11 protein-coding genes and 1 pseudogene are annotated in these 13,467 nt (G+C 65.6%); 5 read left to right on the top strand and 7 right to left on the bottom strand.

The window, feature by feature from the left end:
- Positions 1 to 60: 60 nt before the first annotated feature.
- Positions 61 to 1,794, bottom strand: coding sequence for a bifunctional 3'-5' exonuclease/DNA polymerase (locus ACLLJI_RS18830; RefSeq protein ID WP_434615553.1), 1,734 nt, complete (start codon positions 1,792 to 1,794; stop codon positions 61 to 63).
- A 259-nt stretch (positions 1,795 to 2,053) separates the two neighbouring features.
- On the opposite strand from ACLLJI_RS18830, the gene ACLLJI_RS18825 reads away from it, so the two are divergent.
- Positions 2,054 to 3,412, top strand: a complete 1,359-nt coding sequence (locus ACLLJI_RS18825) for an MFS transporter (RefSeq protein ID WP_434615550.1) — start codon at positions 2,054 to 2,056, stop codon at positions 3,410 to 3,412.
- A 62-nt stretch (positions 3,413 to 3,474) separates the two neighbouring features.
- On the opposite strand, the gene mmsB is transcribed toward ACLLJI_RS18825, so the two are convergent.
- From mmsB to ACLLJI_RS18795, 6 genes are all read right to left on the bottom strand, one after another.
- Complete coding sequence (mmsB, locus tag ACLLJI_RS18820) at positions 3,475 to 4,377, bottom strand: 3-hydroxyisobutyrate dehydrogenase (RefSeq protein WP_434615547.1); 903 nt, start codon at positions 4,375 to 4,377, stop codon at positions 3,475 to 3,477.
- A gap of 60 nt (positions 4,378 to 4,437) precedes the next feature.
- Positions 4,438 to 5,556, bottom strand: coding sequence for a zinc-binding dehydrogenase (locus ACLLJI_RS18815; RefSeq protein WP_434615544.1), 1,119 nt, complete (start codon positions 5,554 to 5,556; stop codon positions 4,438 to 4,440).
- A 51-nt stretch (positions 5,557 to 5,607) separates the two neighbouring features.
- Positions 5,608 to 6,039: an enoyl-CoA hydratase/isomerase family protein gene (locus ACLLJI_RS18810; protein WP_434615541.1), complete on the bottom strand. Its 432-nt coding sequence runs from the start codon at positions 6,037 to 6,039 to the stop codon at positions 5,608 to 5,610.
- Entirely contained in the window at positions 6,036 to 7,259 is a 1,224-nt protein-coding gene (locus ACLLJI_RS18805) for a CaiB/BaiF CoA transferase family protein (RefSeq protein WP_434615538.1), read from the bottom strand. The genes ACLLJI_RS18810 and ACLLJI_RS18805 overlap by 4 nt, the downstream gene beginning before the upstream one ends.
- Complete coding sequence (locus ACLLJI_RS18800; RefSeq protein WP_434615535.1) at positions 7,256 to 8,080, bottom strand: maleate cis-trans isomerase family protein; 825 nt, start codon at positions 8,078 to 8,080, stop codon at positions 7,256 to 7,258. Before ACLLJI_RS18800 ends, ACLLJI_RS18805 begins: the two co-directional genes overlap by 4 nt.
- Before the next feature lie 268 nt (positions 8,081 to 8,348).
- Positions 8,349 to 9,131 carry a hypothetical protein gene (locus tag ACLLJI_RS18795; RefSeq protein WP_434615532.1) on the bottom strand — a complete coding sequence of 261 codons (783 nt, stop codon included), beginning with the start codon at positions 9,129 to 9,131 and terminating at the stop codon, positions 8,349 to 8,351.
- Between the two features lie 198 nt (positions 9,132 to 9,329).
- Between ACLLJI_RS18795 and ssd the strand changes: the two genes are divergently transcribed.
- The 4 genes and pseudogenes from ssd (at position 9,330) to ACLLJI_RS18775 (ending at position 13,403) form a co-directional block, all read left to right on the top strand.
- Positions 9,330 to 10,466, top strand: coding sequence for a septum site-determining protein Ssd (gene ssd, locus ACLLJI_RS18790; RefSeq protein WP_434615529.1), 1,137 nt, complete (start codon positions 9,330 to 9,332; stop codon positions 10,464 to 10,466).
- A pseudogene (locus ACLLJI_RS18785) lies at positions 10,463 to 11,569 on the top strand (TadA family conjugal transfer-associated ATPase); the annotation flags it as partial. The gene ssd and the pseudogene ACLLJI_RS18785, both read left to right, overlap by 4 nt.
- 386 nt (positions 11,570 to 11,955) lie before the next feature.
- Positions 11,956 to 12,831 (top strand): hypothetical protein, encoded by an 876-nt coding sequence (locus tag ACLLJI_RS18780; RefSeq protein ID WP_434615526.1) that lies wholly within the window; start codon positions 11,956 to 11,958, stop codon positions 12,829 to 12,831.
- Entirely contained in the window at positions 12,828 to 13,403 is a 576-nt protein-coding gene (locus tag ACLLJI_RS18775) for a type II secretion system F family protein (protein ID WP_434615523.1), read from the top strand. The genes ACLLJI_RS18780 and ACLLJI_RS18775 overlap by 4 nt, the downstream gene beginning before the upstream one ends.
- Positions 13,404 to 13,467: the final 64 nt, after the last annotated feature.

Below are 13,467 nucleotides of genomic sequence, written 5' to 3'. Positions count from 1 at the left end.
AAATTGCGAAATGAGTGCATCTGCTGCTACCTAGTTGGGGCGGGGGACTGACGGGAGGGGTCATTTGGCGTCGGCGTAGGAGTCGACGACGGTGATGTTGACCGGAAACGCGATCGGTATCTCGCCGAAGAGCAACCGCGTTGCCGTCTGAGAAGACTCCTCCACCAGCCGCCTGACCGTCTGTACCTGGTCCTCCGGCGCATGAACCATCACCTCGTCGTGCAGGAAGAAAACGAGTTCCGCTTCCTTGGCAGCCCCGGTACCGTGCACCGCCGCGCGGTCGGACGCCAAGGTGCGCAGCCGCCGTCGTAATTCAGCCAGCCAGCAGGCGGCCCAATCCGCAGCGGACCCCTGCACAACGAAATTCCGGGTAAAGCGCCCGCGCGATCGGGCCGTGTTTTCCGCCCGGCGCTGTTCCTCCGCGGTGCTGCTGCGCTGACCGGCGAGCCAGTCCGACGACGGCGGCGGACAGCTGCGTCCCAGCCGGGACGTCACCACCTCGCCGCGTTCCCCGGCGCGGGCGGCTGCTTCGACAAAACCAACGGCTTCCGGGTAGGTGCGGGTCAGCTGCGCCATCAGCCGGCCGGATTCGCCGGTGGTCGCCCCGTAAATGGCACCCAACAGCGCCCCCTTGGCCTTCGCCCGGTCCCCACCGAAGCCCTGCGCGGCAATCCCGGCATAGAGATCCTTATCCCGGGCGGCCTCAGCCATTCTGGTGTCCCGGGCCAACGCAGCCAGCACGCGGGGCTCCAGCTGGGCGGCGTCCGCCACGATCAGTTTGCAGCCCGGATCCGCGTGGGCTGCGCCGCGTATCTGTTGGGGAATCTGCAGGGCGCCGCCGCCGCGCGAGGCCCAACGGCCCGAGACCACGCCGCCAACGACGTATTCGGGACGGAACCGGCCGCCGGCCACCCATTGATCCAGCCACGCCCACCCGTTCGCGGCATGGAGCCGGCTGATTTTCTTGTACGCCAGCAGTGGTGCAATGGCCGGGTGGGTGATCTGCTGAAGCTCCCAGGATCTGGTGGTCTTCGTCTCGATGCCGGCCCGGTGCAGGGCCCGCATCAGTTCCTGGGCGGAATCCGGATTCAGAGCAGGGGCGTTGAGCTCCTCGCGGAGCCGACCGGCCAGGAATTCAAGCTTCTCCGGCCGCTGCAGACCGGCCGGTCGAGGGCCCAGCTGATGGGTGAGGATCTGTTCGTGCAGGTCTTCGCGCCACGGCAGCCCGGTGTGGCGCATTTCCGCGGCAATTAACGCGCCGGCGGACTCGGCCGCCAGGAGCAAGGCCAGACGGCCCGGCTGAACGGAGCGGCGGACGGCTTCCAGCTGGGCGGCGAATTCCTGCCGCAGGGCGTCGATAAAGGGTCCGCCCCGGTTGACGGGCGTATCAAAGAGGCTGTCCTGATTCGCGGCTTCGGGGCTCGGGTCAAGAATGTCATCAAAGCGGAGCGGGGCCGTGGTATTGGCGTAGTCAGTGTCTGCGGTGAGGGCCGAAAAGACCAGGATGTTGCGGCATAGTGCCACGTCATGGCAGCGCTCGACACTGACGCCGGCGTCCAGCAGCGGTGGATACCAGCTCTGCGTCCGATTCCACACCCAGCGCGGCCGCTGCTCGTTTTCCAACTGTGTTACGGCGGCCGGTAGGTCGGCAACTGCCAGGGTGCGTCTGGCAGCCGTGGCTTCTCCAAGGGAGTTGAGGGGGATAATGTCCGCACAAGGGCCAATGGGCGCGCTCTGTCTGTCGGTGCCCTCGGGGGCGGCGCGCGCGTCGGATGCGGCCAGCAGCAGGTACATGCCTCCATTGTCTCCTGTGCCCCAGCGTCCGGCGATTTTGGGCGCTGCTGGTGGGGGCTGGGACTTGTTGGCTGTGCGCCTGTGATTTCCGCCGCTGCATTGGATTCCTTGACAACTTACTCGACTCTGGCTAAACAGTTAGGTGTAAGCACGGTGCACACGAAACACACAGTCGTGGAAAGCGAGCGCACCCCGTTACCCGAGCCCGGGCGGCGTGCCTGGACCCAGTTGAACGTTCAACAGGGAAAGTGAGACAGTAATGTCCAAACTCGAGCCGGCTGCAGTGAGTGGCCTCGAACAGCGAAGTCAGGCGCGCAAAGCGGCGATCGCCAGCACCATCGGGACGACAATCGAGTGGTACGACTACTTCCTCTACGGCACAGCGGCGGCACTGGTGTTCCCACATGTGTTCTTCCCCCACATGTCCCCCTATCTGGGGCTGATCTCCGCGTTCGCCACCTACTTCGTCGGCTTCCTGGCCCGTCCGGTCGGAGCGGCGATCTTCGGGCACTGGGGCGACCGGATTGGCCGCAAGGCGATGCTGATCATCACGCTGCTGATGATGGGGATCTCGACCGCGCTGATCGGTGTGCTTCCCGGTGCGACGACCTGGGGCGACGCTGCACCAGCCGTCCTGATCATCCTTCGCATCTTTCAAGGCATCGCCGTCGGTGGCGAGTGGGGCGGTTCCATTCTTCTTTCGATGGAATGGGGTGACCAGAAGCGCAGAGGGCTGATGGCCAGCTGGCCGCAGCTTGGTGTCGCCATCGGCATCATTCTCTCCACCGGTCTGCTTGCCGTGTTCAACGGCATCATGGGCACGGACGCCTTCATTGCCTGGGGCTGGCGGATCCCGTTCCTGCTCAGCCTGGTCCTGGTCGGCATCGGGCTTTACATCCGGCTCAAAATCCTGGAAACCCCGATGTTCGCCGAGGTGGTCAAGACCCAGAAGACCCAAAAGGCTCCGGTTCTCGAGGTGATCAAAAGGTACCCGAAAGCGATCATCCTGTCGGCGCTCTTGCGGATGTCGGAGCAGATGCCGTTCTACATCGTGACCGCGTTCGTGTTGTCCTACCTGACCGACAAGAACCACAATTACTCGTACAACTTCGTTCTGATCGGCACCATGATCGCGGCGGCCATCGAGCTCTTTTGTGTGCCATACTTCGGGCACCTGTCCGACACGGTCGGTCGCAAAAAGATCTACCTGATCGGGGCGGCCATCACCGGCGTCTGGGGCTTTGTCTACTTCGCACTTCTCGACAGCGGCATCGGTTGGCTGGTCTTCGTTGCCTTGTGTGTGGCGCTCATCCCGCACGCGATGCAATACGGCCCGCAGGCGTCGATCATTGCGGAGAACTTCCCGACCAACCTCCGGTACACCGGCGCTGGGCTGGGCTACCAGCTAGCCTCGATCATCGCCGGTGGGCCGGCCGCACTGGTTGCCACTTTCCTGCTCCATCAGTTCGGAACCGGGTATGCGGTATCCGTATACATACTGGTCTCGGCCCTGATCACGATTGCTGCGGCTTTCGGGCTAAGGGACTACTCCAAGTCCGATATCTCAGACCCCGAAACCTATACACGAGAGGTTAAAGGCTCGCGGCGCGTTTCGTAGCCGCTGACCGGGGAGCCGGCACCTTCGGGACCTCCGGGAGGGGCCGGCCGCTCCTACAGCAGCTACTGCTGCTGCTCCAGCGTGCCGTCCACCAACTTGACGATTATGGAGCAGTCTTTGCCGGCGTCGCCGGCGTCGATCAGACGCTGGTACAGCTGCTCGACGTGCTCGCCGATGTGCAGCGGAGTCCCGGTGCCCTTGGCCGCAGCGATGGCGAGACCGATGTCCTTCTTGGCCAACTCGACGGTGAAGGTGGGCGCAAAGTCGTTGTTCGATGCCGCGGTGGACACGACCCCGGGGACCGGGTACCAGGTACGCAGCGCCCAGCTGTCCCCTGACGAAACTGAGGCGATATTCCAGAACACCTGCTTATCGAGCCCAAGCCGGTCCGCCAGCACGGCACCTTCGGCCGTGCCGGCGAGGTTGATGAAGAGCATGAGGTTATTGCAGATCTTGGCGGCCTGACCCGTGGTGGCACCACCGGTAGGGATGATGTTCCCGGCCATGGGCTTGATGAAGACGCCGGCATCCTCGACCGCGTGGCTCTCCCCGCCGACCATGAAGGTCAGCGTTCCGGCCCGCGCCCCGCTCATTCCTCCGGAGACGGGGGCGTCCACGAAGCGGAACCCGGCGGCGGCGGCGGCACCGTGCAACGTCCGCGCGGATTCGATGTCGATGGTGGACGAGTCGACCAGCAGGGTCCTCGGGTCGGCGTGGGCCAATACGCCGTCGTCGTTCAGGTAGACTGCTCGGGCGTGATCGCCCTTGGGCAGCATGGTGAAGACGACGTCGGCGCCCCCGACCGCTTCTGCGATGCTGCCGACAAGCTTCACGCCGGCTGTCCCGGCCGCCGCCATGGCGGCCTCGCTTAGGTCGAAGCCGCGCACCTCATGCCCGGCGTTGACCAGGTTCGCGGACATGCCGCCGCCCATGTTGCCAAGTCCGATCCATCCAACTACAGCCATCGTCAAGCTCCTTCACTCGGTTACGTCAACCAGTTCAGTTATCACGAACTCTTCCAGGCGTCACGCCTGGAACAGCCTGCGCACCACGCGGCCTGCCGCCAAATCATCCAGGCCTTCGTTGATTTCTGCCAGCGGCCTGGTGTCGGAGTGCAGCAGCTCCACCGGTAGTTTCCCTTCCCGCCAGTACCCCAAGTAGAGGGGAATGTCCCGGCCCGGCACGGCGTCGCCCATGTAGGAACCGAGCAGCCTTTTGCCGGCGCCGGCGAATTGCAGGGCCGGCACGACCAGTTTTGCGGAAGGATGCGGCAGACCGACGGAGACGACGGCACCGCCGCGGGTGATCAGATCCAGGCAGGAGGCGAGGACCGCAGCCGAACCCACCGCTTCGATGGCCACGTCCACACCATCTCCGGCAGCCTCGGCGACCAGCCGGGCGGCGTCGTCGGGCGTCCCCACCGTGCTCGCCCCGCAGTCCAGGGCGAGCTGGTGCTTTGCCGCATTCGGGTCGATCGCGATGACCGCGGATGCTTCGGCGAGCGTGGCTGCCATGACGGCGGAGAGGCCGACGGCGCCGAGCCCGAAGATTACGACAGACTGGCCCGGCTGCACGGCGGCGGTATTGCGGACCGCCCCCGCGCCGGTCAGCACCGCGCAGCCGAACATCGCGGCAACGGCATCGGGCACGTCGTCGTCTATGACCACCGCGGATTCCCGAGCCACGACAGCGTAGTCGGCGAACGCGGAGACTCCCAGGTGATGGTTGATCCTCTCTCCTCCGGCGGTTTTCAGCAGGGCTTCCCCGTGCAGCAGGTCGCCGGAGCCGTTGACAACGGCGGCCCGGTGGCACAGCGCCGGCCGCCCGGCGGCGCAGGCCCGGCAGCTGCCGCAGCTGGGTACGAACACCAGCACGACGTGGTCGCCGACACGCACATCACTTACGCCTTCGCCCAAGGTGAGCACGCGGCCGACTGCTTCGTGGCCCAACGCCATGCGTAACGGGCGGATGCGTGACCCGTCCACCACGGACAGGTCGGAGTGGCAGAGGCTTGAGTAGACGATGCGCACGCCGAGCTCGCCGGCGCGCGGCTCCGGCGCCACCAGCTCCTCGAGGACCAACGGTTTCGCCGTTGAATAGCTGGTTCCGGCAGGAACGGGGGAACGGAGGACGGCGGCGCGCATCTTATTGACCCTTCAATGGTTTACCTCACAGAACGAAAGTTACTTCCCAGCCTAGGTGCCCGTCCCGGACGGACCGATCCGTCCGGTTGGCGAGGATCGCCGACACGAGAATTCGAGCTGGGAGGTAGGCATGCCAATGCGGGCCGAACTCCCCATCAACTGCAGGTCGCAGGCGAGTGCGAGCTGGCATACTGCCACTGCCGCCACTCCTTCGATTGCGGCGACTGTCGGCACAGGAATGTCTCCGACGGCCAGCAGTGCTGCGGCTATCGCGACGAAAGCGGTTCGGACGTCGTCAGCGGATGCATGCACGAACTCCCTCGAATCCGAGCCGGAACAAAAGCACCTCCCCGGCCCGCGGATGACCGCCGCTGTGGTCGATATCGTGGCCTTCAGCGACATGGCCGCCTCTCCCAGCGCCCGCCCATGAGCTTTGCCCAGTGCGTTGAGTATCTCACCGTCTCCGATGGTGATGGTCGTCACTCGACTGCACCGCTCGCGTGGAGGCCTGCAATATCAACGGCATCGTAACCGAGGCCGGCCAGGATCTCGTCGGTCTGCTGGCCCAACAGGGGCGGCGGCATCCGGACGCTCGCCGGGGTCCGAGTGAGCCGAATCGGGCAGCCAACCGTGTTCACCCTCCCCGCCGTCGGGTGTTGCATTTCGACCACCATTCCCCGCGCAACGACCTGCGGATCCTGCACTGCCTGGCCAACGGTCTGGATGGGGCCCACCGGCACCCCGGCAGTGTTCAAAGTGTGCACCCATTCTTCTGTGGTGTGCGTCAGCATGATGTCCTCGATCACCGGGATCAGAACGTTTCGGTTCTCGACCCGTGCCGAATTTGTGGCAAACCGTTCGTCGCGGAGGAGATCTTCGCGTTCGATGGCGGACGTGAAGCGTTTCCACAGTCCGTCATTGCCCACCGCCACCATTACATACGCGTCCGAAGACGCGAACGCCTGATATGGTGCGATGGTGGGGTGTGCTGAGCCGTAGCGCCGGGGCGTATTCCCGGAGGCGAAATACCCGCTCGCCACATAGGTCAACCACGCGACAGAGCCATCCAGCAGGCTGATGTCCACCCCCTGACCTAGGCCCGTCCGCTGCTTCTCATGCAGGGCGGCCAGTATCCCGATCGTGGCCCACATCCCGGCGACCAGGTCTGCACTGCTGACGCCGACCCTCACCGGGGGACCGTCCGCCTCCCCGGTGACGCTCATGATGCCGCTTCGCGCCTGAGCGATCGCGTCGTAGCCTGCCCGCCTGGCTTCAGGACCGGTCTGCCCGTAGCCGCTGATCGACGCATAGACCAATCCGGGATTCGCCTTCGAAAGTTCATCGAATCCGAAGCCGAGACCCGCCGCCGTGCCCGGTCGAAAATTCTCGACCAGCACGTCTGCCCTCGCGGCCAGCTTCCACACTGCCTCACGCCCCTCGGCAGACTTCAGATCCACGGCCATGCTGCGTTTGTTGCGGTTGACGGAGAGGAAGTACGCTGCTTCTTCTCCCTGGAACGGTGGGCCCCACGCCCTCGTGTCGTCACCGGTGCTGGGTTGTTCGATCTTGATCACGTCGGCACCGAGATCGGCCAGGGTCATCGTGGCAAATGGGCCGGAAAGTATCCGAGTCAGGTCCAACACCAACAGATCCTGTAGGGCGCCCCGCGGTCCGTCCGCTGCCGGGTCTGCAGATGCCGTCATGCGAGTGACGCCGACGCATCGACGGTGGAGCGGTCGGCAAGCAACCGACCTGCACCGGCCATGGCGGGCTCGTGGCCAAGCGCCCGGAGAATCTCGTACGCGGTGGCTGTCGCGGCGGTGACGACCGGGAGACCGAGTTCGTCTTCGACTTGCTGGACTGCGTCCAAGGACGGCATCTGCACGCAGGCCGAAAGGACAATCGCGTCGACACCGTCGCGGTCAAGTCTCCGGGCGATTTCCGGCAGCTTCCGGGTGTCCAAGCGGCCGACTTTCAGGTTGTCTGCGACCGCCAGCCCGATCACGTCCTGGACGGCGATTCCCGCGCCTTCGATGTAGTCACTGACGAGCCTTGTGAGGTCCGGCATATACGGTGCGACCATCGCAACCCGGTGTGCGCCCAACTCCTGTAGCGTGCGGACCAGAGCCCCTGCGCTGCTCGTCACCGGGGCCGGATGCCCGTTATCGGCTGCCGCATGGGTCATAAGGGTTTCCGAGCGCTTGTGTGCCCAAGGGCCCTGGGCCATCACTGCCACCAGACACGCGTAGGCAATCACATCCACGTCGGCATCCGAGACCGCGTCGGCGCACTCGGCCGCCTTGTCGACCATCGCGGCCAGTTCCTCAACCGTGACGTTGCGCAGCTTTGCTCGAGCCGAATGAAATGTATAGCGATGACCCGTAGCAGCAGACTGTCGCCGGAACAGTTCCGGTAGTTCCGTCTCCATGGTCGTATTGGAACTGGGGACGATCAACCCGATTTTCGACGAGCTGGCTGCGACGCACGTCGACAGCCCCCCGTCATCATCCTCGAAGTTGTCCATGTTTGGTCTCCAGGTGACATCGGAATCCTCGAACCCACGGTGGGGCCCATACCTATATTCTGGATCCGGATTTCTTGCTGTCAAGGGGAGCTCTCGTGCCGCACTCGATGGCGACAGCTCAGAATCTGATCCCCAGAGGTTGTGGGAAGGGCGCGTCGTGGTGCGAAGCGCTTGGATCCTGCCATGCGGAGGACCGGCCGTTTCGACATCAAGATCGGGGATGTCTACCCGATGGAAATAGGCCGCCGACGCTGATTGGCACAGCGAATCAGGCCACCTGCACGGAAAAATCGTGCTGGTGTGCCCGGTTGACCCGATCCCGGAGATCACAGCGTTGCGACGGCCGATTCGATGGTGGGGCCGAGCTCGCCGATTGAGCCGGCAGCAAAGGGTGGCCGCGGCCCAAGTTGTCGACGTGCGTGGCCGGGACGAGCCAGCCGAACGCAGGGGAGCCCGGATTGAAGTGTGCCTCGAACGTCCCGCGCCGATGAGGCCATGCGGCAAGGTGTCCGATCGAAGCGCCAGCGCGGTGGTAAAAATCGGCGGATTGCTTGTAGGCCTGCACGGTTTCGGAGGTCATGACGCAGGGCGGGTCGAAGATGCTCAGCAGCATCACGGCCGTCATCTCCAGCACTGCAGTGTCGATGTTCGTGAGAAGACCGAGGCGCTCGGGGGGCAGTCCGAGGAGGGAATCGGCGGACACATCCGGCCACAACGGCCACGTCGCCATACTGGCCAGTAAGCCTGCCGAGTCGGCGACGGTGTCTTCGGGGTCTGCGTCGATCCGGAGTTCCCGATAGGTGGTTGCGAGCGCCTGCTCACTGAGCTCGCGGAATGGGATCCACGGTGTGCACTCGCGGTGGAGGGCCTTGTTGCAGGCATCCCATCGGTCGTCGATCTGCGGGGTCCGCGGCACGCGCGCACGCCTGCCGATAAGGAGGTACGTGGATACATTCTCCCCTGTGCCCCTGGTGCCCTTTGTGCCTGCGATTTCCACCCCTGCGGGATGCGCGCCCGGGCGGGCGGCGTGTGCACGGCCAATATATGTCATTCGCGGCCTTGGAAGTGACTGTCAGTGACAGCTCGCGGTGGCGCCGCCGTGGTGGCCGTACCCCGCCCTCACCACTCCTCCACGAGCACTCCTGCACCGCCTCGGGTCCACATATTCGAAGCTGCACCAAGATTCCCGCTCATCGGGGCGAAGACTGAGACGATGCCGGAACAATCGATAGCCAGGACGCGCAGAGCGGTGCGTCTGCCGAAGGGGACCGGCGCAGCTTCGGACCCCCAAGCGGCTGCTACCGACCACACCGGTAACCGGGCCGCGTGGCTGCCGCCGAACGGCAGCCGGGTCTTGCTGGTGACGGAATCCGGTCCGCTGCACGATGAGATTGGGCGGGTTGCCGCTGCTGCCTCTGTTGGACTGATGGTCTTTCCTACGGTTGAGGAGGCGCGCGGAGAGTGGGACGCCGCTGCCGCCGTAATGGTCGGGATCGATGTGGCATCGGACTTCCGGCGCCGGCGTGGCCCGACCCTGCTGGTTGGATTCTCCGCCGAAAGGGAGCAGCTGTGGCGGCAGGCATCGCTTTCCAGCGCGGATCGGGTCGCCGTCCTGCCCGAGGCGTCCGAATGGCTGGCGGAATTCCTCAGCCAGCTGCGCGATCCGGCCGCGGAAGGTTTCATTCTCGGCGTTGTTGGCGGCTGTGGTGGGGCGGGTGCGTCCACATTGGCCGTCCTGCTGGCCGCCTGCGCGGCGACGGCTGGTGTTCGGACGTTGCTGGTTGACGGTGACGAATGGGGAGGGGGTCTGGACATCGCCGTGACCGCCGAGGAGCCTGCCGGCCTGCGGTGGCCGGATCTACTGGCAGCGTCCGGCACCATCAACCCCGACCAGTTGGCAGCCTCGCTGCCTGTCGTCGCCGGATTCTCATTGCTTTCATGGGGCGGGTACGGGGCGTCCAGCGGGACTGATTTTGGCCCCGGAGCAACCGGCGCCCAAGTCCTGCGGGCCGCCCGGCGCGGCTATGAGCTCGCAGTGGTGGATCTTGGCCGCAACCGGAATGCACTGTCGTCGCTCGGGAAGCATTGTGATCAGCTGCTAACGGTGGTTCCAGCCCAATTGCGGCCGTCAGCAGCGAGTGCCAGGCTGCTGAACGACCTTCCCTCGCTGCCGACGGCGCTGGTGGTCCGCGCGCCGCTGCGTGAAGGGCTGGATGTGCAACTGATCGCGGACTCCGTGGGTTGCGCAGTCCTCGGGATCATGCCGGTTCTGCGCGCCGCCGCGGCAGCGACCGAACGTGGACAGCTGGCCGATCTGGCCAAGTCCCGAAAGGTCAGGCGGCTTGCCGACCGCGTTCTGGTAAGCCTGCGAAGTGTGCCGGGATGAGACGTCATTCCCAGCTCCCGCGCTTGCGCGCCGTGGATGAAACGCTCCTGGACACCGTGCGCCGCGCGGTGCTCTCGGAGGCCGGGCCTGTCACGTCGCTTCGTGTCGCGGCAGCGGTGCGGGATAGCGGCAGGCTTTTAGGGACGGCCGGATCGCTGGCCGCGGTGGAGAGCATCAATGCCGAGCTCAGCGGACTGGGACCACTCCAACCATTGCTGAAGGACCCGGAAATCACCGACATCTTCGTCAATGGCCCGCGGTCGGTGTGGGTGGACCGCGGACAAGGGGCGGAAGTCGTGGATATTTCCTTTACGGGCGAAGAGCAGCTCAGGGCGCTGGCTGTGCGGCTGATTGCTTCCGGCGGACGACGGTTGGACGACGGCTCACCTTGTGTTGATGTAAGGCTCGACGGCGGCTTCCGGATTCACGCGGTTCTGCCGCCGATCTCGGCGCAGGGGGTGATCCTGTCGGTCCGGATCAGACGGGCAGAGGTCTTTACCATGGACGAGCTGGTGCTCTCCGGGTTTGCCGAGCCAGGCATCGCTGCATTGCTGCGTGCCGTCATCGGCAGGCGGCTCAGTTTCCTGATCAGCGGCGCCACCGGAACGGGCAAAACCACCCTGCTCTCGACCCTGCTTGGAATGTGTCAGCTTCGCGAGCGGCTTGTGCTGATCGAGGACGCCGCGGAACTCGAACCGGATCATCCCCACGTGCTGACGCTGGAGGCGCGGCACGCCAACGCCGAGGGCGGAGGCGCGGTGGAGCTTACCGAGCTGGTACGGCAGGCCCTGCGGATGAGCCCAAGCCGGCTGATTGTGGGGGAGTGCCGGGGCGCGGAGGTGCGGGAGTTGCTCTCAGCCCTGAACACCGGCCATCGGGGCGGTGGGGGCACGATCCATGCGAACAGTGCGTCGGATGTCCCCGCGAGGCTGGCAGCTCTGGGCGCGCTCGCCGGGCTGAGCACCGAGGCCGTGGCAATCCAGGCTGCCAGCGCGCTGGACGTAGTGGTGCATCTCGAACGGCATCCCTCCGGGCGCAGGGTGGCGGAAATCGGGGTGGCGACATTGAAAGCGGGCAGGCTCGAGGTCGCACCGGCGGTGAGCATCAAGGATGGATCGTCCGCCGGTGTGGCCACCGGCCGGCGGTCCGCGTCGCCGGCGGAGCCTCCGGGGCCGGCCGCCGGCCGCCGCACCCGCAGGCTGGTTTACGGGGCTGGTTGGGAGCAGCTTCGGGAGCTCTTGGGTGGCCCGGACCCCGGCCTGCCGGCCCCCTCCGACGATCGCGGTGACGCCGATCAGGTCTTCGCCGATCGGGTCCAGCAGGAGCAGGCCGCCCACGATCGGGATTCCGCCGACCGGGATTCCCCCGACGGGGATTCCCCCGATCGGGATTCCCCCGATCGGGATTCCCCCGATCGGGACTCCGCCTGCCGTGGCCGTGAAGTGCAGACCGCTGGAGATCGGGGTACCGCCCGGAGAAGGAGGCGAGGGTGAACCTGATCCTGATGTTCGTTTTTCCGGCGCTCGGCTGCGTGGTTCTTTCGTTCTCCGGCATCCGGTGGATGACCGCAGTGCGAGAACAGGGGAGGAGTGGCCGCACTTCCGGGGTATACGCGGACCCGTCGCCTGGTCTTGGCGTGGCAACCCGCGACGGGATCCAAGATGAGCGCGGCCGGCCGCGTTCGTCCCGCGTGCGTCAGCTGTTCGGAGGGCGGCCGCATCCGGCGGATACTGCCGAAATGGCGAGGCTGGTCCGGGAACTGTCCGCTCTGCTCGCGGCTGGCCGCTCGGGTCAAAATTTGTGGGCGGATCTGCTGGCAACCAGGGTTGCGGCGCCGGTTGCGGCTGGCAGAAGAGCCACTGCATCCGGAGCACAGCTGCTGTTGGCAAGCGGCGGCCAAGGGCTGAACGCGCAGCTCCTCCAGGCGGCGTACCAGGCCACCGTTTTAGGGCTCAGCGCCAGTTCGGCGATCCGGTCCGGCTGCGCAGCTGTCAGTGTCTCCGCTAGTCAATACCCGCAGTGCAAGCACTGGCAGGAGCTGGCTGCCTGCCTGGATGTCGCTGAGATCAGCGGGTCGCCGCTGGCCGCCGTGCTGCAACGGTACGCTGTGCGCCTGGAGTCGGAAATGGACGCCGCCGCCAGCCGGGAAACATCGCTTGCCGGGCCAAAGGCAACCGTCCGGCTGCTGAGCTGGCTGCCCCTGCTGGGTCTCCTCTTGGGAATGCTTATGGGGGTTGACCCGCTGGCGGTTCTTTTCGGTGGTCCGGTTGGCTGGGCCGCGCTCTCCATCGGCGTCGCCCTGATGGCTGCTGGCCGTTTCTGGTCCGGAGCCCTGATCAGAGCAGCGGCACGTGATTCGCCGTGACAGCGTGGCTATGGCTGGCATTTGCCCTCCTTGGCGCGTCGAATGCATTGTTGCTGCCGTCCACCGGGAGTAGCCGTTGGCGGCAGCTGGGTGCAGTTCGGAAACGGATCGGCGATCCGGACACTGATGGGCCGGGCGGGGGCATCGCCGACGTTCCGCTCATGCTGGAACTGCTCGCCACCTGTCTCGATGCCGGACTCCCGCTGTCCCGGTCTCTGGAACTCCTCGCCGCTGTGACAACGACACGGACACGGGAGGGCCTGGCAACAGTGATTGCAGGCCTGAGCATCGGGGCTTCTTGGCAGACGTCCTGGCGCCCGGTCAGGGGACATCCGCAAATGGGCGGATTGTACGAGGCGCTGACCTTCGCCGCCGTAACGGGTGCGCCCTCGGCTGCGTTGCTTTACGCTGAGGCGGCCCAGCTGCGCAGGTCCGCCCAGCGTGAGTCCGAACACCGTGCGGCGTCCCTCGGCGTGAAGTTAGTGATCCCCTTGGGGCTTTGTTCGTTGCCTGCTTTTCTGTGTCTGGGAGTAGTCCCCGTGATCGTGGCCATGGTGCCGTCATTCCGCTGACGGCGACAGGCAGACAAGCCCTCCACAACGTTCGTCGGTGGCAGCGGGATGCACCTCTTTACAT

The sequence above is a fragment of the Arthrobacter sp. A5 genome (assembly GCF_051131705.1).
Classification (GTDB): Bacteria; Actinomycetota; Actinomycetes; order Actinomycetales; family Micrococcaceae; genus Arthrobacter_M.
Note: the sequence above shows the minus strand (reverse complement) of the source record. Positions and strands in the feature narration are given on the sequence as shown.

Coding starts and splice junctions, on each gene's coding strand:
- ACLLJI_RS18830 (WP_434615553.1), bottom strand. CDS start 1,794: ATGTACCTGCTGCTGGCCGCATCCGACGCGCGCGCCGCCCCCGAGGGC.
- ACLLJI_RS18825 (WP_434615550.1), top strand. CDS start 2,054: ATGTCCAAACTCGAGCCGGCTGCAGTGAGTGGCCTCGAACAGCGAAGT.
- mmsB (WP_434615547.1), bottom strand. CDS start 4,377: ATGGCTGTAGTTGGATGGATCGGACTTGGCAACATGGGCGGCGGCATG.
- ACLLJI_RS18815 (WP_434615544.1), bottom strand. CDS start 5,556: ATGCGCGCCGCCGTCCTCCGTTCCCCCGTTCCTGCCGGAACCAGCTAT.
- ACLLJI_RS18805 (WP_434615538.1), bottom strand. CDS start 7,259: ATGACGGCATCTGCAGACCCGGCAGCGGACGGACCGCGGGGCGCCCTA.
- ACLLJI_RS18800 (WP_434615535.1), bottom strand. CDS start 8,080: ATGGACAACTTCGAGGATGATGACGGGGGGCTGTCGACGTGCGTCGCA.
- ACLLJI_RS18795 (WP_434615532.1), bottom strand. CDS start 9,131: ATGACATATATTGGCCGTGCACACGCCGCCCGCCCGGGCGCGCATCCC.